Below are 24,451 nucleotides of genomic sequence, written 5' to 3'. Positions count from 1 at the left end.
TCAACCCGAGCGGAGCAGCGCCACGCCGGCGTCGCGGTCGAACAGATAGAGCGCGGTGCGCGCCGCCTGCCCTCTCGGCCCTTCCAACCCACCGTCGCGATCGATCAGTAGCCGCGCGTCATCGTGCGCGCATTGCAACAGGTCGGCCATCATGTCCGGAGTCGCGAGCCGGAACGCCATCTCGCCCGATTGTTTCGTGCCGAGCAGTTCGCCCGCGCCACGGAGGCGGAGGTCCTCCTCGGCGATGCGGAAGCCGTCGTTAGTCTCGCGCATCAGGGCAAGGCGCGCGCGCGATGTCTCGCTGAGCGACGATCCGCGCATCAGCAGGCAGATCGATCGCCCGGTGCCGCGCCCTACCCGCCCGCGGAGCTGGTGGAGTTGGGCGAGGCCGAAGCGGTCGGCGTGCTCGATCACGATCAGCGTCGCGTTGGGGACGTCGACGCCGACCTCGATCACCGTCGTCGCGACGAGGACCGAGGTGCGCGCGGCGGAGAACTCGGCCATCACCGCGTCCTTTTCCGCGGGCTTCATGCGGCCGTGGACGAGCGCGACCTTGTCCCCGAACCGCGCGCGTAGCACTTCCGCGCGCATCTCGGCGGCGGCAAGGTCGCTCTTCTCGCTCTCCTCGACCAGTGGGCACACCCAGTATGCCTGCCCGCCATCCGCAAGGTGGCGCCCCAGCGCGTTGACCACGTCGTCGAGCCGGTCCTCGGAGATCACGCGCGTCTCGATCGGCTGGCGGCCCGGCGGCATTTCGTCTAGGCGGCTTACATCCATCTCGCCATATTGCGCGAGCGTCAGCGTGCGCGGGATCGGCGTCGCGGTCATCGCCAGCAGGTGCGGCGGTGCGACACCCTTGGCCTGCAACGTCATCCGTTGCGCGACGCCGAAGCGGTGCTGCTCGTCGACCACGACGAGGCCGAGGTCCTTGTACCCGACCGCATCCTGGAAGATCGCGTGCGTGCCGACGAGGATGTCGATCTCGCCACTCGCCAGCGCCATCAGCGTCGCCTCCCGCACGCGGCCCTTGTCGCGACCAGTCAGCACGCCGATCTCGATCGGCAGGCCGGCGAGCGTTTTCCGCAGCGTCTCGTAATGCTGGCGCGCGAGGATCTCGGTCGGCGCGAGCATCGCCGCCTGCGCGCCGGCCTCGACCGCGATCAGCATCGCCATCGCCGCGACCAGCGTCTTGCCCGAGCCGACATCGCCCTGCAGCAGCCGTAGCATCGGCGCGGTCTGCGCGAGATCGCCCTCGATCTCGCCGACCGTCCGCGATTGCGCGCCGGTCAGCGTGTAGGGGAGCTTCAGCAGGTCGCGCAGCCGCCCGTCGCCTTGCAACGCGCGGCCCCGACGCTTGCGGGTATCCGCGCGGACGATCGTCATCGCCAACTGGTTCGCGAACACCTCGTCATAGGCAAGCCGTTCGCGCGCCTTCGCGTCCGATGGGTCGGCGTGGATGCGCTCCAGCGACTCGTGCCAGCCCGGCCATTCCCGTTTCGCCTTCAGCCCCGGCTCGATCCACTCGGGCAGGTCCGGCGCGCGCGCGACCGCCTGCGTGGTCAGTGCCGCCAGTCGCCGCGAGGTGAGGCCTTCCGACAGCGGATAGATCGGCTCACGCTCGCGCAACTCCTCGTCAGGTTCGACGATGTCGGGATGGACGATCTGCAATTCCTGGCCGTATTCGTCGAGCCGGCCCGAGATCCGCTTGGCTTCGCCGATCGGCAGCAGCTTCTTCGCCCAGCCGGAACTCCCGCCGAAGAAGACCAAGCTGACGTAATTGCCAAGCTCGTCGGTTGCCTGAACCCGCGTAGGCCCCCGCCCCGCACTGATCCTGTAATCGCGCGGAGTCAGCGTGATCGTGATGATACGCCCCGCATCGCTCGACATCAGCTCGGTGCGCGGCAGGCGATCGACGTAGCCGGTCGGCAGATGGAAGGCGACGTCGACCACGCGCGCGAGCCCGAGCCGGTCGAGCGGCTTGGCAAGCGCAGGCCCCACCCCTTTCAGAACGAGGGTTTCGGCGAACAGCGGATTGAGGATTTCGGGTCGCATGACTATCTGGCCTCTATAGCCTAGCCGACGCCCGCCGCCAGCGGGTCGCCGGCTCTTCGTGTTTGGAGATACGATGGACCACGAGACCCGCCTCAAGCGCCTGGGCTTCCGCAGCTCGCACCGCGGCACCCGCGAAGCCGACATGATGATCGGCGGCTTCTTCGCCACCTACGGCCGGACGTGGACGCCGGAAGAGCTCGACTGGTTCGAGGCGCTCTTGGAGGAACAGGACGTCGACATCATGGGATGGGCGATCGGCTCGATTCCGTGCCCGCCCCAGTGGGACGGCCCGATGATGCAGGCGATGCGCGACATCAACTACGTGACGGTCGTGAAGTAATCTTCTGCGCCCCTCCCTGGAAGGGAGGGGTTGGGGGTGGGTCGGCCGCTTGGCGGTCGTGACACGCGCCCCATACCAACCCACCCCCAGCCCCTCCCTTCCAGGGAGGGGGGAGTTCGAATGCCAGACCTCAAGACGATCCTTTCCGCGACGAGCCCACTGATTCTCTCGGGCGTACCGTCCGGCTTCCAGCCCTCGCTGCTCGCCGACCTCGCGCGTGCCGCGAAGACCCGCGCAGTGTTCATCGCGCCGGACGATGCGGCGATGCGCGCGGTCGCCTCGACCGCGGCGTATTTCGCGCCCGATCTCGAAGTGCTGAGCTTCCCGGCCTGGGACTGCCTCCCCTACGACCGCGCCTCGCCGACGCTCCGCATCATGGCCGAGCGCGTCGCCGCGCTGCAACGACTCCAGGGCAAGCCCAAGGGTCCGCAGCTCCTGCTGACCACCGCCAACGCCGCGACGCAGCGCGTCCTCACCCCGTTCCGCATCCGCCAACTCGTCGCGCGGCTTGCGCCCGGCGAACGGATCGGCCGCGACAAGCTCGCCATGCTGCTCCAGGCGAACGGCTATGTCCGCACCGATACCGTCCACGACCAGGGCGAGTATGCGGTGCGCGGCGGGATCGTCGATCTCTACCCGTCGGGCGAAGACCACGCACTGCGCCTAGATTTCTTCGGCGACGAGATCGAGAGCGTTCGCACGTTCGACGCGGCGGACCAGCGCACCACCGGCCGGATCGACGGCTTCGTCCTGCTCCCCGCCTCCGAAGCTTTGCTCGACGAAGACTCGATCAAACGTTTCCGCACCCGCTACCGCGACGCGTTCGGCGCGACCGCGACCGGCGATCCGATGTACCAGGCGATCTCCGAAGGCCGCCGCACCGCGGGCATGGAGCATTGGCTGCCGCTGTTCGAGGAGAAGATGGCGACGCTGTTCGACCATCTCGGCGCCGACGACGTGGTAGTCCGCGACAACGGCGTCGCTGCGGCGGTCGAGAGCCGGCTCGAATCGATCGCCGACTATTACGAGAACCGCAAGCGCGCCGAAGCCGCCCAGCCCGGCAGCTATCGGCCGATGCCCGCCAAGGCGCTCTATCTCGACGCGCAGGAATGGTCCGGCGGCGTCGAGGCGTTCGCGGCGCACATCACCTCGCCGTTCCACGAACCGCCAAGCGACACCGTGCTCGACTTCGACGTCGACGGCCCACGCGATTTCGGACCCGAGCGCGCCGCGCAAACGAACATCTACGAAGCCGTCGCCGACCACGTCGAGAAGCTCCGGAAACAGGGGCGGAAACCGATCCTCGCGAGCTACTCGATCGGCGCACGCGAACGCCTGGGGAGCCTGCTTGCCGACCACGGCATGAAAGGCGGCAAGCACGCCGAGACCTGGCAGGACGCGCTCGGCATCGCCGACGCCGCCAAAAGCTTCGGCGTCGCGCTGATCGTCCTGCCGCTCGATCACGGCTTCACCGCGCCGGGGATCGCGGTGCTCACCGAGCAGGACATGCTCGGCGACCGCCTCGTCCACCGCAAGAAGCGCAAGAAATCCGCTGATGCGTTCCTCGCCGAACTCGCGACGCTGACGCCGGGCGATCTGGTCGTTCACACCGAGCACGGCATCGGCCGGTACGAAGGCCTGACCTCGATCCCGGTCGGCCAGAGCCCGCACGATTGTGTCGCGCTGAGCTATGCCGGCGGCGACAAGCTGTACGTGCCGGTCGAGAACATCGACGTCCTCTCGCGCTACGGTTCGTCGGAGGAAGGCGCGACGCTCGACCGTCTCGGCGGCGAAGGCTGGCAGCGCCGTAAGTCGAAGATGAAGGAGCGGATCCGCGAGATCGCCGGCGAACTCATCGCGACCGCCGCCGAACGCGCGCTGCATCCGGGCGACGTGCTCGAACCCGATGCGAGCGGCTATCCGAGCTTCGTCGATCGCTTCCCGTACGAGGAAACCGAGGACCAGGACCGCGCGATCGAGGACGTGCTCGGCGATCTCGCGGCAGGCAAACCGATGGACCGGCTAGTGGTCGGCGACGTCGGCTTCGGCAAGACCGAGGTTGCGCTGCGCGCCGCATTCGTCGCGGCGATGGGCGGCAAGCAGGTCGCGATCGTCTGCCCGACGACACTGCTCGCGCGCCAGCATTACAACAACTTCGTCGCCCGCTTCGAAGGCTTCCCGATGAACATGGGCCGGCTGTCGCGGCTCGTCACCGCGAGCGAGGCGAAAGCGACCAAGGAGGGGCTGGCGAACGGCACGATCGACGTCGTCATCGGCACGCATGCGCTGCTGGCGAAGAATATCGACTTCAAGCGGCTCGGGCTGGTGGTGGTCGACGAGGAGCAGCGGTTCGGCGTCACGCACAAGGAGCGGCTGAAGGCGCTGCGGGCGGACGTCCACATGTTGACGCTGACCGCGACGCCGATCCCGCGCACGTTGCAGATGGCGATGTCGGGGATTCGCGAACTGTCGGTGATCCAGACGCCGCCGGTCGATCGCCTCGCGGTGCGGACGTACATCATGCCGTTCGACCCGGTCGTGCTGCGCGAGGCATTGCTCCGCGAGCATTACCGCGGCGGGCAGAGTTTCGTCGTCACGCCGCGGGTCGCGGATTTGCCCGAGATCGAGGACTTCCTGCGCGAACAGGTACCCGAGATCCGCTTCGTCGTCGCGCACGGCCAGATGTCGCCGACCGAAGTCGAGGAGCGCATGTCGGCGTTCTACGACAAGAAGTTCGAGGTGCTCGTCTCTACCACGATCATCGAGAGCGGGATCGACATCGCCTCCGCCAACACGATGATCGTCCACCGGGCCGACCGCTTCGGCCTCGCGCAATTGTACCAGTTGCGTGGGCGCGTCGGCCGGTCGAAGACGCGCGCCTACGCGTATCTGGTGACGCCGCCCGAGCGGCAGATGACGGTGACGGCCGAGAAGCGCCTCAAGGTGCTGTCCGATCTCGATTCGCTGGGGGCTGGCTTCCAGCTGGCGAGCCACGATCTCGATATCCGCGGCGCGGGCAACATGCTCGGCGACGAGCAGACCGGGCATATCAAGGAGGTCGGCTTCGAGCTCTATCAGGCGATGCTGGAGGAGGCTATCATGGATGCCAAGGCCGGCGGCATGACCTCGTCGCGGCCGCGCGATTTCTCGCCGCAGATCACGGTCGATGCGCCGATCCTCATTCCCGAGGATTACGTGCCCGATCTCGACCTGCGGATGGGGCTGTATCGTCGCCTCAACGATCTCGACGAGGGCCAGGAGATTGAGGCGTTCGCCGCCGAGATGATCGACCGCTTCGGCCCGCTGCCGGATGCCACCGAGAACCTCATCAAGGTCATCGAGATCAAGCTGAACGCGAAACGCGCGTGCGTGTCGAAGATCGACGTCGGTCCGAAGGGCGTGCTGGTGTCGTTCCACGACGACAAGCCGCCGAACATCGACAAGCTGCTGGCGTATGTCGAGCGGCTGAACGGCGTCGCGCGCTTGCGGCCGGACAGCAAGCTGGTGCTACAGCGGGCCTGGGGCGATCCGAAAGCGCGGCTGCACGGCGCGCTGCAGCTGTCGAAAGGTCTGGCGAAGGCCGCGGGGTAAGTTCTTGTTAGCCCTCTCCCCTCCGGGGAGAGGGTTGGGTGAGGGGCGCCGCGAGCGCTGCCCTCTGCAACAGCCCCTCACCCCAGCCCTCTCCCCGAAGGGGAGAAGGAGCAGCGTAACAAAAAGGCCGGACTACCCTCGGGTAGCCCGGCCTTTTTGGCATCTCGAAATCGACAGCTTACTTCGGCAGCACGACGCTCGGCCCGATGCTGTCCACAACCTTGCGTGCGTCAAACGCGCGGATGTTGTCGCGCGGGATCGGACCCTTGCGCATCACGATCTCCGCGGTCGCCTCATACCGATCGATCGTACGGATATCGAAGTCGTTGCCCCATGGGCCACCACCGAAACCGCCATAGCCGCCGCCGAAACCACCACCGAAGCCGCCATAGGGGCTCCAGTTGCGCCAGCCGAAACCGCGGCCGTAATAGCGCCACGACGGACCCCAATAGCCGCCGAAGCCGCCATAGCCAAACCCGCCACCCAGGCCCGGCGTCGAGTAGGTCCGCGACTGGAGGTTGGTGTCGCGGTCGGCCATCAGGTAATAGTCATAGCCGTTCTGCAACGTCAGTTCGGCGGCACGGAAGAACAGGTAACGCTCGACCGTATCGCGCGACGTCACGCTGTTGCCGGCGAAGCTGACGAGGAAGCGGCCCGGCTCGACCTGACGGTCGCTGTAGCCGGTGCGGCTGAACCCCTGCCCCGTTGCGGGCCGATAGGTGGTCTCGGTCGCGCATCCGGCCAGCAGCAGCGCGCCCGTTGCGAGCGCTGCGAGTGCGACCTTGCGACCCGGTGTCTTGAACATGGTGTCGTCTCCGTTCGCGGCGAATGCGGCGAAACGCCGCTTATTAGCCGTCAGTTGTGGAACGGTTGATGAACGGTATCGCTCCAATGCGCCACCATACTGACTCATTTTTCATGATCTGGGTCAGTCGCCGATGACGTGCAGCGCCAGTGTGCGGCGGTGCGGGCGACGGCGGTGTTCGAAAAGATAGATGCCCTGCCACGTGCCGAGCGCGAGTCGGCCATCGATCAGCGGAATCGAGAGTTGGACTTGGGTGAGCGCGGTGCGGAGGTGCGCGGGCATGTCGTCCGGGCCTTCGTCGTCGTGTTCATAGTCATGCGACTCGGGGGCGATCCGGGCAAAATAGGATTCGAGGTCGGTACGGACTTCGGGCGCGGCGTTTTCCTGGATCAGGAGTGAGGCGGAGGTATGGCGGCAGAATACCGTCAGCAAGCCCTCCGATATGCGTTGGTCGCGGGTCCAGCGGGCGATCTTGTCGGTGACGTCGACGAGGCCTTGGCGGGTGGTGTCGATGGTTAGGATCGTGGTGGCTTGGCGCATGGGGTCCTAACGATCAATCGGGAGAGTTGCTCCAGATACTGTTCCCCCGCGAAAGCGGGGGCCCAGGAATTGCATATACCATCGCCGATAGCCTGGACTCCCGCCTTCGCGGGAGAACGGAGGGCCACCCGCATCCTATTCACCACCCCGGCGAAGGCCGGGGCCCAATTGGGGGACGCCGCTAACGACGGATGCGCCCCGTTACTTTGACCTCACCAATTGGGCCCCGGCCTCCGCCGGGGTCGCAACACTTGGTAAGCTCAGCCCCTCAAACAGCCCCGTGGCACTGCTTGTACTTCCGCCCCGAACCGCAAGGGCAAGGCGCATTGCGGCTGACCACACCTTCCCAGTTCGCCGGGTCCTCGCCAATATCGGCCTCCTGCGGCTGAGGGATCTGCAAGGGCGGCATCGTCGAGGTGATGTGACCGCGCGTGCCCGCATCGAAGTCGTTCGAATCATCCTCACCCGTGAACGGGTCAAAATGCGTCGTGATGAAGTCCGGCAGCTCGGGCAGCCCGACCGGCGCCTGCATCTGGAACTGCGCATGCGCGATCGTCTTGGTCACGTCCTCGCGGATCGTCTCGAGCATCCGCTGGAACAGCGAGAACGCCTCCTGCTTATACTCGTTGATCGGCGTCTTCTGCGCGTACGCACGCAGATGAACGACCTGACGCAGCGCATCGAGCGTCGCCAGATGCTCCTTCCAGTGATGGTCGAGATTCTGCAACAGGATCGACTTCTCGACCGACGTCCACGTCTCCGTGTCAAGGTCGGCCGACTTCTGCGCGATCGCCTCGTCCGCCATCGCGCGCACGCGCTCCTCGATCACCTCGGGGTCGACCGACTCCTCCAGCAACCATGCATCGATCTGTGGCTCGAGGTTCATCACCTCGGCAAGCCGCGTCTTCATGCCCGCGACGTCCCACTGCTCGGGATACGAGTTGGGCGGGCACGCATCGCCGACGATCACGTTGACCGTCTCCGCGCGCATGTCGGTCACCACGTCGCCGACCGTATCGGCATCCATGATGTCCGCACGCTGCTCGTAGATCACCTTGCGCTGCTCGTTCATCACGTCGTCATATTCGACGACCTGCTTGCGAATGTCGTAGTTGCGCGCCTCGACCTTCTTCTGCGCGGTCTCGATCGCCTTCGACAGCCACTTGCTGCCGATCGCCTCGCCGTCCTCGATGTTGTTGCGCATCATCTTGGCGAACAGCGTGTCCGGTCCGAAGATGCGCAGCAGATCGTCGTCGAGGCTCAGATAGAAGCGCGACAGGCCCGGATCGCCCTGACGCCCCGAACGCCCGCGCAGCTGGTTGTCGATACGCCGGCTCTCGTGCCGCTCGGTGCCGAGCACGAACAGCCCGCCCGCGGCAAGCACCGCCTGCTTCTCCGCCTCGATCTCGATCGTGATCCGCGCCGCCGCCTCGTCATACTCAGGCGTGCCCTCGACCAGTTCGGGATGCTCGTCGAGCATGCGGAATTCGAGGTTGCCGCCGAGTTTGATGTCGGTGCCGCGACCCGCCATGTTGGTCGCGATCGTCACCGCGGACTTGCGCCCCGCCTGCGCGACGATGTGCGCCTCCATCTCGTGGAAGCGCGCGTTGAGCACCTTGTGATCGACGTTCTCGCCGACCAGGAACTCGCTCAGCATCTCGGACTTCTCGATCGACACGGTGCCGACCAGCACCGGCTGGCCCAGGTCCGCGTGGTGCTTGATCTTCTTGGCGATCGCCGCGAACTTGTCCTTGGTGTCCTTGTAGAACTCGTCTTCCTCGTCGACGCGCTTCACTTCGACGTTGGTCGGGATGCTGACGACGTTGATCTTGTAGATGTCGTAGAACTCGGCTGCCTCGGTCGCCGCGGTGCCGGTCATGCCGCCGATCTTGGGGTACATGCGGAAGTAATTCTGGAACGTGATCGAGGCCATCGTCTGGTTCTCGGGCTCGATCTGGACGCCCTCCTTCGCCTCGACCGCCTGATGGAGGCCGTCCGACCAGCGCCGACCGTCCATCATGCGACCGGTAAACTCGTCGATGATGATGACCTTGCCGTCCTTGACTATGTAGTCGATGTCCGACTTGAACATCACGATCGCGCGCAGTGCCTGGTTGAGGTGATGCACGACCTGCGTGTTCTCGAAGTCGTACAGGTTCTGCCCCTCGAGCAGCCCGGCCGCCTCGAGCATCCGCTCGACCTTCTCGGTGCCGTCCTCGGTGAGGATGATCGTCTTCTGCTTCTCGTCCTTGTCGTAATCGATCGGATCGAGCTGCTTCACGACCGCGTCGACCTGCATGTACAGCTCGGACTTGTCGTCGGTCGGGCCGGAGATGATCAGCGGCGTGCGGGCTTCGTCGATCAGCACCGAATCGACCTCGTCGACCACCGCGAAGTTGAACGCGCGCTGCGTCATCGCGCTGCGCTCGTACTTCATGTTGTCGCGGAGATAATCGAACCCGAACTCGTTGTTGGTGCCGTAGGTGATGTCGGCTGCGTACGCGGCGCGGCGTTCCTCGTCCGACAGGTTCGGGATGATGACGCCGATCGTCATGCCGAGGAAGGTATAGACCTGCCCCATCCACTCGGCGTCGCGCGCCGCGAGGTAGTCGTTGACGGTGACGACGTGGACGCCGTCGCCGGGGAGCGCGTTGAGATAGGTCGCGAGCGTCGCGACCAGCGTCTTGCCCTCGCCCGTGCGCATCTCGGCGATCTCGCCGCGGTGGAGGACGATGCCGCCGACCATCTGCACGTCATAGTGACGCTGGCCAAGCACACGGTGCGCGGCCTCACGGACGGTCGCGAACGCCTCGGGGAGCAGGTCGTCGAGCTTCTCGCCCTCTGTGAGCCGCGCGCGGAACTTGACGGTCTGCGCGGAGAGCTCCTCGTCGGACATCGCCTGGAGCGACGGTTCGAACGAGGCGATCTTGGCGAGGATCGGGTTGAGCGACTTGACGTAGCGGTCGTTGGACGAACCGAACAAGGATTTGGCGAGGCCACCGAACATGGGCTGATTTCCTGAATTTAAGACGCGGCGGCACACGGGGGGCGCACGCGGAAGCGGATCACGCGGATCCAAAGGTTACGATAAGGTCACACCAAGACGCTATTCGCGGCGGCGCTCTGCCCATAGCGGGGAGGCCACCACAGCGATCGTACGCAGCACGTCTGCGACGGCGATGTGAGGAAGCGTAGGAAGGCCAGACACAGGCCGTACCAAGACCTTGGCCGGCGTTGCTGCCACCGACTGCGAGCAGACGCTGCCTTGCGCGACGGCCTGCGCGGACTGCCCACGCACGCCCGGCACCGCACCAGTCAGCGCAGAGAGCAAGGCGGAAAGGAGCAGCAGCAGGTTCATGCAGGGCCGGACATAGGGAGTGTCATGGCGCTCGTCCAACCGAAACCTCATCGTCATGCGGTACGTGGCGCGTTACAGGGCCGCTGCGGCTAAACGCCATCCGGGCTTGGGCGACGACGCCAACCCGATCGATCGGTCACAACGCCGTCGGTCGCGACCGGCGAGCCGTCGAATGTCCGGTACCGCGGGGCTTCGGCGCAGGGCGACCTTGCAGTGCTGAACAATTCGCCGGATCTCTCTTCCCTACAGTCCGTAGCTCGACCCGTCTCATCGACGTGAAACCGGACCGTACGCCGTCCGATTTCGGTCAGCGGCTGCGGGGCCACCCCGGCGATCGGCTTCCCGGTAAATTCCGTCGTCGATTCGCTCACCAAAAATACGCCGTCAGGCGAATCCGGGCGATGCGCCACCCCGACGCGCGTCGCCGTTTCGCGCATCGATCGGCAAATCTCCATCGGCGGCGGTTGGTCTTGCGAACCGAACGTCATGCGACAGTTCACCAACGCACCTTCACGATCGAGTGTCGCGGAAAAAACTATCCGCATTGAGGTCGTCGGCATCCCCGCACTTGCGTCCTGAGGCACCGTCCAGGTGACCTTGCCATCATACGCACCCGAGCGAACCCGGCCGGCTCTGTCCTTCGCGGGTATGAACCGAGCCCTTTGCATGATGGACGCGCAGGACTGGTTATCGAGTGCCGGGACGCCGGACGACTTGGTCACGATGCAGGAAATGACGCCCCCATCATCGCCGACGAATACGCGGTAGCTTACCGTGCCATGCTGCCCAACTTTGACGGCCGACACCGGATAATCGTCGTACGAAAGCCAGGACGCAGGGTCGATCGGTACGGGTGCGGTGGCCTGGCCCCCGCCATACGCTGTGCCGGACACCAGCATCGAGACGATCGCCGCTACAAACCCGAACTTCATCGCTCCCCCCATGACGTCCGCCCGGTTTCATCCTATGGCGCAACCATGTCGACGTCTACATCCCCCCTCGCCCTGCCCTTTCCTGCCGCGCCGGCAATCGACGGAGTCACGCTGCATGTCACGCGCGCACAGTACAAGGCGTGGGATCGGTGCGATCTGACGTTCGTGACGCTCGATCCGGGGACGGTGGTTGCGGGCGTGCTGACGACGAGCAAATGCCCGTCGCCCGAAGTCGAATGGTGCCGCGCGGCACTGACGCTTGGTCAGGCGCGGGCGCTGGTGGTGAATGCTGGGAACTCGAACGCGTTCACCGGCTCGCGGGGGCGTGCGGCGGTCGAGGCGATCGCGGCGCGGACGGCGGCGCATCTCGGGTGCCAGCCTTCGGACGTGTTCGTGTCCTCGACGGGCGTGATCGGCGTGCCGTTGCCGATCGACAAGGCCGAGGCCGGGCTCGACGCCGCGTTCGCCGCCGCGCCGTGCGGCTGGGAAGACGCCGCCGCGACGATCATGACCACCGACACCTTTACCAAGGGCGCGGTGACGACGGCGGTGATCGGCGATTGCACGGTCACGCTGGTCGGGATCATCAAGGGCTCGGGGATGATCGCGCCGGACATGGCGACGATGCTCGGCTTCATCTTCACCGACGCCGCGGTCGAGCCGGAGTTCCTGCAAGTCGCGTTGTCGAAGGCCAACGCACCGAGCTTCTCGTGCATCACGGTCGACAGCGACACCTCGACCAGCGACACGGTGCTGGCGTTCGCGACGGGCAAGGCTGGTAACGTCGCGCTGGCGGACGATGACAGCGTGGGGGCGGACGCCTTCCGCGCTGCCCTGACCGACCTGTGCCATCAACTCGCCATGCTCGTAGTTCGCGACGGCGAGGGCGCGCAGAAGCTGATCGAGATCCAGGTGACCGGCGCGGACGGCGACCGCAGCGCACACCGCATCGCGATGAGCATCGCCAACTCGCCACTGGTGAAGACCGCCATTGCTGGAGAGGACGCCAACTGGGGGCGCGTGGTCATGGCGGTCGGCAAGGCCGGCGAACCAGCCGATCGCGACACGCTGTCGATCCGGTTCGGGAATACGCAGGTTGCCGAAGGTGGCTTGGCGCTGAGCGGCTACGACGAGGCTCCGGTCGCTGCGCACCTCAAGGGCCACGAAATCGAAATCGGCGTCGATCTGGCGCTGGGCGAAGGACGAGCCACCGTTTGGACCTGCGACCTCACGCACGGCTACATCTCGATCAACGCCGACTATCGAAGCTGATACCGCTAATGCCGTCACCCCAGCTTTCGCTGGGGTGACGGAGGGAGTTTAGCTTAGGCCAGTTCGCCTTCGAGCCAAGCCTTCAGCCGGCCCTTGGGCTCCGCGCCGACCTTGGTCGCTGCCGGTGCGCCGCCCTTGAAGAGGATCATCGTCGGAATACCCCGGACGCCGTACTTGCCGGGCGCGTCGGGGTTCTCGTCGATGTTGAGCTTGGCAATCGTCACCTTCTCACCGAGTTCTTCCGAAATCTCCTCGAGCGACGGCCCGATCATCTTGCACGGGCCGCACCATTCCGCCCAGAAATCGACGAGCACGGGGCCGTCGGCGTTCAGTACGTCTGCATCGAAGCTGGCATCGGTGATCTGCTTGGTCGCCATCGTGAATTCTCCTTGGTTGAGTCGTATCTAAGGTCGCTCGCGTGTGCGCTCAACCACCGGGGCGCTAGCTTTGCTCCGTGGGACGATAGTGCGGCTTGTTTGCGGCCAGCGTCTCGTCGTTCAGCACGATCAGACGCGGACCGGCCGTGTACAGCAAGGCTGCCTCGACCGACCGCCCTGGAAAGATCACGCTCAAGGCTTCGGCATAGGCCGCCATCTGCTTCAGATGGTATTCCGGCACGTCGTCGACGCTGCGCGGTGCGCGCCGCCCGGTCTTGAAGTCGACGACGCGTACGCGGTCGGGCTCGATCAGCAGGCGATCGACCGTCCCCGACACGACCATGCCGTTCGCGAGGGTCGCGGCAATCGGTGCTTCGGCGAGCGTATCCGCGCTGAAAAGCTCGGCAAAGCGCGGATCGTCGAGCACTGCGACCACGCTCTGCACGATTTCGGACCGTGCTGCGGGATCGTCGACGCCGCCTGCTTTCGCCAGCCAGCGGTCCGCGGCCTTCGCGCGGTCGGTGGCGGCAACCGCCGGCAGCCGCTCGAACAGTGCGTGGATCAGCCGCCCCCGCTCGGCTGCCACACGCATCGCTGGCGTCGGCGGTGGATCGGACACCGCGTCGTCACCCAGCGCCGACGGTGACAGCGGACGAGCCGGACGCGCTTCTTGCGGTGCAGGTTCGTGTGCCCAAGCCGGCAGCTGCGCATTGGCCGCAATCTCGACCGAAGCCGAAGCCTTGGCGATCACGGCAGGCTGAGGCTCGACCCCGGCAAACGTCCGCGCGCCCTCACCCCCCGGCACCTCGAGTGCCGTCAGCGCTCGATCGGACGCGGCGTACCAGCTGTTCTCCGGCGGCACCCCCTTGGCGCGAGGCCCGAGCGCACCGGCGATCACCAGCCGCTCTTCCGCGCGGGTGGCCGCAACGTAGAACAGCCGCCAATGCTCCTCCAGTTCGCGCTGCTCGGCGGCTGAGACGACAGCATCCAGCGGCCCGCCACGCTCGCTCGACCGTGGGCGGAACACCGGGATCGGCGCCGCCCCAGGCTCGGGCGCCCATTTCAGGATCGAGCGCGGCGCCGCCAACGGGTCCGCCGTCGCATCCGCCAGAATCACCAGAGGCGCCTGCAACCCCTTCGCGCCGTGTGCGGTCATCACCCGGACCGCATCGAGCGGCGCCGACGGATCGCGGACGATCTCGACATCGCCGCGGTCGAACCAATCGAGGAAACGCTGCAACGACGGCGTCGTCGTGCTCTCGAACGTCAACGCGGCATTGAGGAGTTCCTCGATCGGATCGCGCGCCTCGGTGCCCAGCCGGCGGATCAGTTTGCGGCGACCGTCGAGCGGGCCCGAGAGCAGTTCCTCCAGGAACTGGTACGGCGTGGCGATGTCCGCGCGCGCCAACATCGCCAGCAGTGGGGCGAGCCGTGTCGCGGGTTGCGTGCGTTGCAAGTGGCGCCACAACGGCCCGGCCTCGCGCGGTGCCGCGGCCATCAACTCGTCCTGCGTCCAGCCGATCAGCGGCGACACGAGCAGCGCCGCGACGCTGAGATCGTCCTCGGGCTGCAACACGAAGCGGATCGTCGCGAGCAGATCCTGCACCGCGAGCGGCGCGTTCAGCCGCAGGCGATCGACGCCCGCCACCGGCACGCCCTCGGCATACAGCCGCGCGACGATCAGCGAGGCGAGATCTCCGCGTCGCTTAACCAGGATCATGACGTCCTCGGGCCGCAACCGCCGCCCCTTGCTCTCCAGCATCAGGCCTGTCTCGGGCGCGAGCCAGCCCTTCACCGCGCGGGCGATATCGCTGGCGAGTTTGCGCACCGCGTCGTCGACCCAGCCTTCTTCGTCGTCCTCGCTGCCGCCAGCCGACACCGGCGGCCACAAGGTCACGGTGCCGGGGCCGGCGACCTCGCTGGCATGCTGTTCGACTTCGCCCGCGATCCCGAGCCCCGGCTCGCCGATCGCGTCGATTGCCGCGTCGACGAACTCCAGCACGGTCCGCGTCGACCGGAACGAGTGGCGGAGGGACAGTCGCGCCAATGGGAGCCCGCGCTCCTCCTCGGGCCAGCCATCGTCGCCTTCCGCCTCGCTCGCACGACCGCCGAAATACTGCTCGGCCGCCTGGAAGTTGAGCGGATCGGTGCCCTGGAACCCGAAGATCGCCTGCTTGTAATCGCCGACCGTAAACAGCGTCCGCGTCGACGGCGCATAAATGCCGCGGCCGACGAAGAACTCGTCGGCCAGCGCGCGGACGATCCGCCATTGGTGGCCGTTGGTGTCCTGTGCCTCGTCGATCAGCAGGTGCTCGGTCGCCTGGTCGAGCTTGTAGCGCACCCATTCGCCGATCCCCGGCTGGTCGAGCAGCGCCACCGTCGTCGCGATCAGGTCGTCGAAATCAACCGCCCCCGCGCGGCGCTTGGCCAGCGCATAGCCGCGCGCATAATCGCGCCCGACTTCCAGCCCGTCGGCGAGCAGGTCGCAGTACGTCGCGCGCTGGACCATCGACAGTACGTCGGTGCACGCCTCGCCCAGATCGCGGGCAAGCACCTCGTAATCCGGCTCGGCATCGATCAGCTTCTTCGACGCCTTGCGCTGCGTGCCAGTGCCGGTCAGCACGACGCTGGCGAGCTCATCCAAGGTCGCCGCGCGATCCTCGGTGTCGAGCCAGCGTTGCACGGTCGCCGCCGCGGCCTGCCCGGTTGCGGTCCCCCACGCGCGGTTCGCCGCGGCAATGCGCGCGATCGCATTGAGGTCGAGCGCATCGCACCATTCCGCGGTCGCCTCGTCGATATCCCCGGACGGAAGCCCGAGTTCGCGCCGAAGCCAAGGCTGGATCCCGACCGGCAACGCCTCCAACGCCGGGAGCGCACGCGCACAGGCGAGCAGAAAAGCCTCCGCCCCACCCTCGCCCATCCGCAGCGACAGCCGCCCGACGATCTCGACCGGGCGCTCGCGTCCCTCGCGCTCGGCATCCGACAGCATCGACGCCAGCGCTTCGCGGGCCAGGCCGGCTTCCTCGCGCGCTTCCAGCGGTCGGAAGCCTGGCGTCAGCCCAGCCTCGACGGGGAACGCAGCGAGTAGTCCTTGGCAGAATCCGTGGATGGTCTGGATGCGCAGGCCCCCGCCCGGCGCGTCGAGCACCTTGGCGAACAGGGTGCGGGCGCGGTCCTGCAACGCTTGGACCGGGCTCTCGCCCAGCGCGATCAGGTCCGCCGCCAGCGCCGGCGCGGGCATGCGCACCCATGCGGCGAGCCGCCCGTTGATCCGCTGCGCCATCTCCGCCGCGCCCGCCTTGGTGAAGGTCAGGCACAGGATCGCGCCGGGATCGACACCGCGCAACAGCAGCCGGAACACGCGGGCTGCCAGCACCTGCGTCTTGCCCGTGCCCGCCGAGGCGGACAGCCAGACGTGCGAGGCGGGGTTGCTCGCATCCGCCTGCGCGCCCCTCAGCCTAGGCAGCGTGGCGAGTGCATCACCGCTCACGGCCATACCATTCGTCGCGTCGCATCAACTGGTCATACTCGGCATAGGGGGCGTATTCGGGGACGAGTTTGGCGGTGAACGCGGCGCTGCCGGTCAGCCATTCGCCGACGACTTCGGTGAAGTTGTGCGCGGCGATAGCGGTGAACTCGGCGGTCGGGATCTTGTCACGCTTGCCCTCGGGATCGACCGGGCTCTCGATATAGCCGAACGCGTCGCGCTTCTTGCCGAGCGACCAATATTCGAACGCGCCCGCGGTGCCGGAGACGTCGGCGAACCCGCCGCGCTCGGCGATCAGTCCGAGCAGGCCAAGCTGGAGGCTGTAACCGGCGCGGACGGCGGTGGGCGAAGGGGGCTTGCCGGTCTTGTAGTCGATCACCGCGAGGCGTCCGTCGGGCAGCTTGTCGATGCGGTCGTAGCGACCCGACAAGGTCACGCCGGCAATCTCGATCTTGCCCTTGCCCTCGGCGCTGGCGACCGTGCGGCCGTCCTCGCCCTGCGCGACTATGGCGCCGGCAATCCAGTCGATCGCTTCGAGCAACCGCGGCTGCCACAACGCGCGCATCATCGGGTGCGTCCGCTCGTCATCGAGCATCGCCTTCGCGCGCGTCCGCAGTGTGTCGACGGTGCAGTTATCCTGCTTCCACCATTGCTCCAGGATGTCGTGCACCGCCGTCCCGCGCCATGCTGCGCTCGGATCGGCATCGACCGGATCGAGTGGCATCAGCCCGAGTACGCGGCGGGCGTAGAAGGCGTAGGGATCGGCCTTGAGGCGATCCACCTCGGTGACGGAGATCGCCTTCGGACGCAGCAGCGCTGGCGGCGACGGCGCGGGACGGTCGGCGGGAAGATGCTCGCCCGGATCGTCGAGCGCCCGGGTCCAGCCTTCCAGCGCCGAAGCCCGCTCGAACCTATCGCCTGCAAGCGCCTGCAACCGCAACCAGAGACGCGAGGCTAAAGCGGGTGACTTCGCGTCCCGCCGAGCTCGCGTGACGACCGCGCGAGGTGCGCCTAACGCCTGCGCAAAATCATGCGCCGCCGTGCCGACACGCCGCTCCAGACCCGGTAGGCCGAGCTCGATACGGATGCGCGGCGCCAGCCAGGGATCGGGCGCAGGTCGCCCCGGCCACACGCCTTCGTTCAGCCCGCCCAGCACCATGACGTCGGCGGTCTGCAACCGCGCCTCGATCAGGCCGTAGATTGCGAGACGGGGATGGCCGCCCGGTGCCGGCCGCACCGCGACCTCGTCGAGCAACGTGCGCAACAATTGTGGCAGCTCCCGCGGATCGATACGCGGTGGACCCGCGGGCGCTTCAGCTTCAAGGTCAGCCAGAAATTCGGCCGCCGAGCGTCCGGCGAGGCCCGACCAAAGATTGTCGCCGCACAAGGTCTGCGCCGTCTCGCGCAGGCAGGCGAGCACCGACGCCAAGGGTTGCGGCCCCTGGTCGAACGCGTTCGCCAGCGGTGTCAGCAACGGCTGGACGTCGGCCCACCATGTCGCTGCCGTGCCCTTGCGCTCCTCAAGATGCCCCGCGATCCCGTCGAGCCCCGCTGCCGGTCGCGGGCCGCGCAGTCTGCGATCGAGTGCGCGCGCGCCGTCGAGCCATTCGAGACGTATCGGCCGTTCGGAGGGCTTTTCGCCCGCGCGCACCAGCGGATGCTTCAGCAACGCCAGCAACGCGAGCGGCGAGAAGCGCTGCGCCGCCGCTTCGGCCAGCGCGAGCAGCAACGTGCCCGGCGGCAGAATCGACAGGGGCCGTCCCGCGCTGTCGTCGATGCCGATGCCCCAGCGCCCGAGATGTGCTGCCACTCTCCGTGCCAAGGCCCGGTCCGGCGTGACCAGCGCGGCGGTCCGCTCGGGCACTTCCAGCGCCTCGCGCAACACGAGCGCGATCGCTTGCGCTTCCTCTGCGGGCGTGGCGAGTTCGGCGGCGGTCACGCCCTTTAAGCGGCGATCCTCCGCCGCGATCTGTGTCCACTTGCCGGTGAAATCCGCGGGCGCCAGCGCGTTGGCGATCGCTCGGCCGCGCGCGGCGTCGGCGTCGTGCCCACCACCTTCGCGCCAAGTCTGCACCTCGCCTCGGGCGACGCCCATGCGCAGGAGCATCAACTTCGCGTCGAACTGTGGATGCGTCTCGATCGAACGACGCGTGAGCCCGGTCACCGGGTGCGGATCATGCGGGCCGAGCGCGTCCCATTCCTCGTCCGGCAGCGCGAGGTCGAGGCCGGCGAACACCACCATCCCCTGCGGCATATCGGCAATGCACCGGAGCAGACGCGCGACCGCGGGCGCGGAATCGGTAACGCCCGCCGCGCAGACGATCCCCGCGGGCGGCGTGTTCCGCCAGCGCTGGGCGAGCCGGTCGAGCAACGCCGAGCGCCGCGTCGCCGCGTCGATCCGCTCCAAACGCGCGAGTTCGCCCGGCCAGCGTTGCAGCACGATCTCGAACGTCGCCAGCGCGCGACGCCAATGCTCGGTGAGTTCGGGTCCAAGCTCGATATCGCGCAACCTTGTCGGCGGCACTTCCTCGACCAGCAACTGATCGAGCGTCCGCGCGAGTTCACCCGCGAGCAGCACCGCCTCCGCCGCATCGACCGGATGCCCTTCGCGCGCCCGCTCTTCCGACACCAGCCGCGCGAGGATCATACGCCGCTGATACGGCGGCACCGCAGGCAGCGGCGGATCGATATCGTCCGCCGGATCGAGCGCGGCGCCGACCGCCTCGCCCATCTCCGGATCGCCCAGCGCTACCAGCCGCGGCAGCACGAGCCCGCCGCCGCTCGCGCGCACGAACGCCTCAGTCACCGCCTTTACCGCGCGGTTGTTCGGCAACACGACCAGCGCGCGGGCGAGCGCCAGCGGATCGCGCCCCGCCCGCCGGGTCAGTCCGGCGACCAGCGCATCCGCAAACGCACGATGCGCGGGGATCGTGTACAGCGTCGGGCGAGCCGTGCCGTCGACATCAGGCATCCGCGAGCATCGCCTCGGTCTTCGGGATCGCGGCGGGCGTGCCGACATCGAACCACAAGCCCTGGTGGACCTGACCATAAGCGCGCCCGGCGGCGATCGCGCGGTCCCAGAACAGGTTGGTCGAGAATGGCCCCTCCGGCCAGTCCGCGATCAGCCGCGGGTGCAGGATCTGGATGCCGGTATAGGCGAACGGCGCGACCCGGCCGGGCTTGCGCCGCCCCGCGATCCGCCCGTCGCTGCCGAGATAGAAGTCACCCATGCCGCCGTGATTGTTGGCGCGCGCGAGCGGCACCATCAGCAGCAGCGCGTCCATCTTCGCGTCGTCCCAGCGCGACGCCAGCAGCCTGATCGCGTCGACCGGCCCGTCGATCCACAGATTGTCGCTGTTGACCACCAGCACCGGTGCGTCGCCGAGCAGATGCCGCGCCTGGACGAGCCCGCCGCCCGTCTCCATCAGCATTTTCCGCTCGTCGGAGATCACCACGTCGATCCCATCGAACCGGTCGGTGACGTGCGCCTCCAGCGTGTCCGCGAGATAATGCACGTTGACCACCGCGCGCTTGATGCCCGCGGCCTGCAACCGTTCGAACACATGGTCGATCAACGGCTTGCCCGCGACCTGCACCAGCGGCTTCGGCCGCGTCGCGGTCAGCGGGCGCATCCGCTTGCCCAGGCCCGCCGCCATCACCATCGCGGTTTCCGGCACGATTCCGCGCGGGACGGGGCGGATCGTCTGCTGGCGGCTCACGCGCTCAGGGCCAGCGGATCGCCGCGCAACGCCGTCGGCACGTTGGCATCGAACCATGCCGCGACCGGCGCCATCACCGGCTGCGCCAGATCGCGCTCCAGATAGGCCCACACGCGCGGGCACATCGTCGCGTAATGCGGCTTGCCGTCGCGTTTCCACAGCCGCGTGAAGATGCCGAGGATCTTCGCATTCCGCTGCGCGCCGAGCACGTGATACGCGTTCATGAAGGCATCATCCGTCTCTGGCCCCGCGTCCGCCGCCGCGCGATATCGCTCCAGCATGGCGGCCTCGACCGTCGGATCGACCGTCCGCCGCGCATCCTGCAACAGCGACACCAGATCATAGGCCGGATGCCCTGCCAAGGCGTCCTGAAAATCTAGTAGCCCGAGCGACCGCGCCGGTCCGACCAGCATCAGGTTTTCGGCATGATAATCGCGCAGTACCGTGACCGGCGTCTCGGCGATCGCATGATCGAACACCGCCTCCCACGCCGCGTCCCAGCCTGGCAGATCGGGCTCGATCCCGACCGCGGGGCAATACCATTCGACGAACAGCCGCGCCTCGCGGCGCAGGACTGCGCGGTCGTAGGGAGGAACGGGCCCCGCCGGATGGCCGCGTAACCGGATCAGCAAGTCGATCGCCGGCGCATACAGCGACAGTTCCTGCTCCGGTGAAGCATCGACTGCCTCGCGCAGCCGATCGTCGCCGAAATCCTCGATCAGCACGAGCCCCTGGTCGAGGTCGCACGCCAGAATGGCGGGCGCGGCGAAATCCCGTTCGACCAGCCATTCGGCGACCGCGATGAACGGCCGCGGATCCTCGTGTGGCGGCGGCGCGTCCATCAGGATCGCCTGACGGCCGCCCTCCTTGGCGCCATCGATCGCGCGGAAATAGCGCCGGAACGAGGCGTCGCCCGCGACCGGGAGGATCTGTGCCCCGCCCCAGCCATGAGCGTCGAGAAAAGCGGCGGCGCCGGGCGGCGGGGTCATGTCGGCCATCGCGACCTCCAAGCTTCCGGCACGCCGATAGTCAAGCCGCGCGTGCCGTCCGGCTCGATCGTGAGGCTGAGCCGAAGCGCATCCGGCCAGTAATCCGGGCCTGCGCGCTCCGGCCATTCGACGAGGAGCAGCGAATCGTAGCGCGCGTCGTCGAGCGCGAGTTCCTCGATCTCGGCGGGGTCGTCGATGCGGTAGAGGTCGACGTGCAGTACGGGAAAGCGCACTTCGGGTGGCTCGTAGGGCTGGACGATCGCGAAGCTCGGCGATGGTGCCTCGCCGGCGAGCCCGAGTGCGGCGAGCAGCCCGCGCGCGACGCTCGTCTTGCCCGCACCGAGCGTACCTTCGAGGGTGATCACGTCGCCGGGTTGGACGCGATCTGCCAACAGCGCCCCGAATGCTTCGGTAGCTTGCGGATCGGGTAGAAGGATCACGCGCATGAGCCCTCTCCCCTCCGGGGAGAGGGTTGGGTGAGGGGCTGTTCCGGGCAGAGCACTGCTTGGCTGCCCCTCACCCCAACCCTCTCCCCGAAGGGGAGAGGGAGTAGGTTCAAAATCATCATCGCCGCGGCAATTCTACGGTGATCAGCGTGCCGGCGCCCGGTTCGGAGACAAGTTCGATCGTCCCGCCATGCGCCTCGACGAACTGCTTGGCCAACGGCAATCCCAATCCCAACGCCCGGTCCCCCATCGGCTTGGACTCCGCAAACCGGTCGAACGCGTGCGCGACCGCCTCCGCGTCCATGCCTACCCCGTCGTCCGACACCACGATCCGCGCCGACGTCGCGTTGCCATCGGTGTGCAGCAACACGCGCCCGCCATCCAGCGTCGCCGCGACCGCATGCCGCAGCAGGTGCTCGACGACCTCCTTCAATCGCTTCGGATTCCCGTTCACGCGCCCCGTCGAGCGCGCAACCTCGATCGCGAAGTCGAGTTTGCGCCGTTTGGCCGACGGCAGGATCGTTTCCGCCGCAGCGCGCACGGTGGCCGCGAGATCGACATCGCTGCGGTCGGTCTCCGCACGGTCGCTCTCCGCCCGGGTCAGGTCGAGCACGTCGTCGACCAGCAACCCCAGCCGCTCGACGGACTCGAGGATCGCCCCGACATACCCCTCGGCCTGCGGCGTCAGCGCGCCCGCATACCCGCCATGCAGCATCTCCGCGAACCCGCTGATCGAGGTCAGCGGCGTGCGCAGTTCGTAGCTCATGTTCGCGACGAACGCGGTCTTCACCTTGTCGGTCGCTTCGAGCGCGTCTGCGCGGTCGCGCAACGCCTGCTCCGCGCGCCGGCTGTCGGTGATGTCGAGCATCGTGAACAGCGCATTCCCGTCGGGCAGCGGCACGCCGGCAAACTCGAAATGCCGCCCGTCCGCGAACGCCACGCGCCCGCCACGCTGCTGGCGACCGACGGTCGCCGACCGCACGAGGTCCGGGATCAGCACGGACCGCCCCGGCGTCGCGAGCTTGGCCCCAGCCGCCTCGGCAAACGCATCGACGCGGGGGTGCGAGGCGAGAAACTCCTCTTCCAACCCCCAGAGCGCGCGGAACCGGTTGTTCCAGAGCTGCAGCCGGCCATCCGCCGCGAACACGCCGAGCGCCTCGAACAGGTTGTCGAACGTCGCCGTCCGCACGCGCAGCAACGTGTCGCGCGCGCTGGCGAGCTGGACCTGTTCGGTGCGGTCCTCGAAGATCAGCAGCAAGCCGCCATCGGGCAGCGGCTGCGCGACGACGCGAAGGTGGGTGCCGCCGCGAAGGTGCCAATTCTCCTCCATCGCCCCCCCGCCGACAGAGCCGCCCTGGGCCGAGCCGGTCTGCATGAACCAGTCGCGCCGTTCCGCCTTCCAGCTGGGAAAGTCGCGTACTTCGGGCAGCCGGTTCGCCTCGCGCATGCGTTCCAGCACCCGGTCGAACTCGGGTCGGTCGGCGAGCCATTCGCTGCGCATCGCGAACATCCGGCGGAACGGCTGGTTGCAGAACACGAGCGAGCGATCGCCGCCGAACTGCGCCACGCCTGCCGACAACCGGTCGAGCATCGCGCGCTGCGCCTCGGCAAAACGCTTCGCGCCGGACCGCGCCTGCTCCAGTTCCTCGATGTCGATCGCAAATCCGGCGACCCCGCCGCTCGACAACGGCACGTCGTAGATCTGCAACGATCGCCGCGCACCGTCGATCGTCGCGGGCAGGACCTGCTGGTGCGGCCGCCCCTGCTCGCGCGCGACTGCCGCGCCGGCGAGCGGTCCTCCGCGACCCGATCCCTCGACCAGTTCCAGCCCCCGCGCCACGACGTCGGCCGCATCGCGCCCCTCGACCGCATCGACATAGGCGGTATTCACCATGGCCAGCCGCAAGTCGGTCGCGCGGTACCACATCGGCATCGGCGCAGCCTCGATCAGCCCGGTCAGCGATTCATACGCCTCGCCCAGCCGCGCGGTTTCGGCACTGAGCCGGGCGATCTCCGCCTCGCTGTCGGTCGCATCGAACGCCCAAAGCAGCACCGCACCGGTCGCCCCCATCTCGCCCGGCGCCCGCCCGCCGCGAAACGTGATCGCGCGCGTCGAGCCCTGCAATCGCACCGAGCGCACGAACGCGCGCCCCGATCGCTGCGCCGCGGTGACGTCGGCAATCAACCGCGCCGCATCGTCCGCCGAGAGCCCCGTCCCCCCGGCAGCAAGCTCCGCAATCGACCGCGGCGGCGCGTCGAGCCCGAGCCAGTCCGCCATCCGCTGCGCCATCTCGATCCGCCCACCCGACCGGATCACCGTCACGATCGCCGGCGCCCCGTCGAGGATCGCGTTCAGATGTGCGTTGTTCTCCAGCGCCTGACGTGACTCGGCACGGAGCCGCAGGCCGAAAAACGCAAGATATCCCCCGATCATCAGGAACAGCAGGATCACCGCCCCTGCCGACAGGCTCCAAAAGGATGCGGTTACGGTCATCGCGAAGGTGACATCAAACGGGCATGCGGCGAGGCGAGATCATACGGCC

Annotated in this window: 16 protein-coding genes; 3 read left to right on the top strand and 13 right to left on the bottom strand. The window is 67.5% G+C overall.

What is annotated here, in order from left to right; genetic code table 11:
- Positions 1-2,052, bottom strand: a complete 2,052-nt coding sequence (recG, locus tag BM244_RS03400; protein WP_093397371.1) for an ATP-dependent DNA helicase RecG — start codon at positions 2,050-2,052, stop codon at positions 1-3.
- A 73-nt stretch (positions 2,053-2,125) separates the two neighbouring features.
- Here recG and BM244_RS03395 point away from each other — a divergent pair, with 73 nt between their 5' ends.
- Positions 2,126-2,392 carry an FAD assembly factor SdhE gene (locus BM244_RS03395; RefSeq protein ID WP_093397370.1) on the top strand — a complete coding sequence of 89 codons (267 nt, stop codon included), beginning with the start codon at positions 2,126-2,128 and terminating at the stop codon, positions 2,390-2,392.
- A 120-nt stretch (positions 2,393-2,512) separates the two neighbouring features.
- Complete coding sequence (gene mfd, locus BM244_RS03390; RefSeq protein ID WP_093397368.1) at positions 2,513-5,983, top strand: transcription-repair coupling factor; 3,471 nt, start codon at positions 2,513-2,515, stop codon at positions 5,981-5,983.
- A 178-nt stretch (positions 5,984-6,161) separates the two neighbouring features.
- Here the strand turns inward: mfd and BM244_RS03385 are convergent, their stop codons facing one another.
- The 5 genes from BM244_RS03385 to BM244_RS03365 form a co-directional block, all read right to left on the bottom strand.
- On the bottom strand, positions 6,162-6,788 hold the full coding sequence (locus tag BM244_RS03385; RefSeq protein WP_093397367.1) for a CC0125/CC1285 family lipoprotein: 627 nt from the start codon (positions 6,786-6,788) through the stop codon (positions 6,162-6,164).
- A 123-nt stretch (positions 6,789-6,911) separates the two neighbouring features.
- Positions 6,912-7,328: a secondary thiamine-phosphate synthase enzyme YjbQ gene (locus tag BM244_RS03380; protein WP_093397365.1), complete on the bottom strand. Its 417-nt coding sequence runs from the start codon at positions 7,326-7,328 to the stop codon at positions 6,912-6,914.
- A 268-nt stretch (positions 7,329-7,596) separates the two neighbouring features.
- Positions 7,597-10,335, bottom strand: a complete 2,739-nt coding sequence (gene secA / locus BM244_RS03375; RefSeq protein ID WP_093397364.1) for a preprotein translocase subunit SecA — start codon at positions 10,333-10,335, stop codon at positions 7,597-7,599.
- Between the two features lie 99 nt (positions 10,336-10,434).
- Entirely contained in the window at positions 10,435-10,743 is a 309-nt protein-coding gene (locus tag BM244_RS03370) for a hypothetical protein (RefSeq protein ID WP_093397362.1), read from the bottom strand.
- Between the two features lie 32 nt (positions 10,744-10,775).
- The gene (locus BM244_RS03365; protein WP_175518027.1) at positions 10,776-11,585 is read right to left on the bottom strand and encodes an energy transducer TonB; all 810 of its coding nucleotides are present in this window, start codon (positions 11,583-11,585) and stop codon (positions 10,776-10,778) included.
- A 78-nt stretch (positions 11,586-11,663) separates the two neighbouring features.
- Between BM244_RS03365 and argJ the strand changes: the two genes are divergently transcribed.
- Complete coding sequence (argJ, locus tag BM244_RS03360; RefSeq protein ID WP_093397359.1) at positions 11,664-12,890, top strand: bifunctional glutamate N-acetyltransferase/amino-acid acetyltransferase ArgJ; 1,227 nt, start codon at positions 11,664-11,666, stop codon at positions 12,888-12,890.
- A 53-nt stretch (positions 12,891-12,943) separates the two neighbouring features.
- On the opposite strand, the gene trxA is transcribed toward argJ, so the two are convergent.
- From trxA to BM244_RS03325, 7 genes are all read right to left on the bottom strand, one after another.
- The gene (gene trxA, locus BM244_RS03355; protein ID WP_055877560.1) at positions 12,944-13,267 is read right to left on the bottom strand and encodes a thioredoxin TrxA; all 324 of its coding nucleotides are present in this window, start codon (positions 13,265-13,267) and stop codon (positions 12,944-12,946) included.
- A 64-nt stretch (positions 13,268-13,331) separates the two neighbouring features.
- On the bottom strand, positions 13,332-16,763 hold the full coding sequence (addA, locus tag BM244_RS03350; RefSeq protein ID WP_175518025.1) for a double-strand break repair helicase AddA: 3,432 nt from the start codon (positions 16,761-16,763) through the stop codon (positions 13,332-13,334).
- Positions 16,747-19,725, bottom strand: coding sequence for a double-strand break repair protein AddB (addB, locus tag BM244_RS03345; RefSeq protein WP_093397358.1), 2,979 nt, complete (start codon positions 19,723-19,725; stop codon positions 16,747-16,749). The genes addA and addB overlap by 17 nt, the downstream gene beginning before the upstream one ends.
- The gene (locus tag BM244_RS03340; protein ID WP_254784246.1) at positions 19,718-20,473 is read right to left on the bottom strand and encodes a nucleotidyltransferase family protein; all 756 of its coding nucleotides are present in this window, start codon (positions 20,471-20,473) and stop codon (positions 19,718-19,720) included. The genes addB and BM244_RS03340 overlap by 8 nt, the downstream gene beginning before the upstream one ends.
- Positions 20,470-21,462: an aminoglycoside phosphotransferase family protein gene (locus tag BM244_RS03335; RefSeq protein ID WP_175518106.1), complete on the bottom strand. Its 993-nt coding sequence runs from the start codon at positions 21,460-21,462 to the stop codon at positions 20,470-20,472. Before BM244_RS03335 ends, BM244_RS03340 begins: the two co-directional genes overlap by 4 nt.
- Entirely contained in the window at positions 21,459-21,908 is a 450-nt protein-coding gene (tsaE, locus tag BM244_RS03330; RefSeq protein WP_093397353.1) for a tRNA (adenosine(37)-N6)-threonylcarbamoyltransferase complex ATPase subunit type 1 TsaE, read from the bottom strand. Before tsaE ends, BM244_RS03335 begins: the two co-directional genes overlap by 4 nt.
- A gap of 118 nt (positions 21,909-22,026) precedes the next feature.
- Positions 22,027-24,402: a PAS domain-containing sensor histidine kinase gene (locus tag BM244_RS03325; protein ID WP_093397352.1), complete on the bottom strand. Its 2,376-nt coding sequence runs from the start codon at positions 24,400-24,402 to the stop codon at positions 22,027-22,029.
- Positions 24,403-24,451: the final 49 nt, after the last annotated feature.

This window comes from Sphingomonas sp. OK281, assembly GCF_900115295.1.
In the GTDB taxonomy this organism is placed as follows: domain Bacteria; phylum Pseudomonadota; class Alphaproteobacteria; order Sphingomonadales; family Sphingomonadaceae; genus Sphingomonas.
Note: the sequence above shows the minus strand (reverse complement) of the source record. Positions and strands in the feature narration are given on the sequence as shown.

Coding starts and splice junctions, on each gene's coding strand:
- mfd (WP_093397368.1), top strand. CDS start 2,513: ATGCCAGACCTCAAGACGATCCTTTCCGCGACGAGCCCACTGATTCTC.
- addA (WP_175518025.1), bottom strand. CDS start 16,763: ATGGCCGTGAGCGGTGATGCACTCGCCACGCTGCCTAGGCTGAGGGGC.
- BM244_RS03380 (WP_093397365.1), bottom strand. CDS start 7,328: ATGCGCCAAGCCACCACGATCCTAACCATCGACACCACCCGCCAAGGC.
- tsaE (WP_093397353.1), bottom strand. CDS start 21,908: ATGCGCGTGATCCTTCTACCCGATCCGCAAGCTACCGAAGCATTCGGG.
- trxA (WP_055877560.1), bottom strand. CDS start 13,267: ATGGCGACCAAGCAGATCACCGATGCCAGCTTCGATGCAGACGTACTG.
- BM244_RS03365 (WP_175518027.1), bottom strand. CDS start 11,585: ATGCTGGTGTCCGGCACAGCGTATGGCGGGGGCCAGGCCACCGCACCC.
- BM244_RS03370 (WP_093397362.1), bottom strand. CDS start 10,743: ATGACGATGAGGTTTCGGTTGGACGAGCGCCATGACACTCCCTATGTC.
- addB (WP_093397358.1), bottom strand. CDS start 19,725: ATGCCTGATGTCGACGGCACGGCTCGCCCGACGCTGTACACGATCCCC.
- BM244_RS03385 (WP_093397367.1), bottom strand. CDS start 6,788: ATGTTCAAGACACCGGGTCGCAAGGTCGCACTCGCAGCGCTCGCAACG.
- argJ (WP_093397359.1), top strand. CDS start 11,664: ATGTCGACGTCTACATCCCCCCTCGCCCTGCCCTTTCCTGCCGCGCCG.
- BM244_RS03325 (WP_093397352.1), bottom strand. CDS start 24,402: ATGACCGTAACCGCATCCTTTTGGAGCCTGTCGGCAGGGGCGGTGATC.
- BM244_RS03335 (WP_175518106.1), bottom strand. CDS start 21,462: ATGACCCCGCCGCCCGGCGCCGCCGCTTTTCTCGACGCTCATGGCTGG.
- BM244_RS03395 (WP_093397370.1), top strand. CDS start 2,126: ATGGACCACGAGACCCGCCTCAAGCGCCTGGGCTTCCGCAGCTCGCAC.
- recG (WP_093397371.1), bottom strand. CDS start 2,052: ATGCGACCCGAAATCCTCAATCCGCTGTTCGCCGAAACCCTCGTTCTG.
- secA (WP_093397364.1), bottom strand. CDS start 10,335: ATGTTCGGTGGCCTCGCCAAATCCTTGTTCGGTTCGTCCAACGACCGC.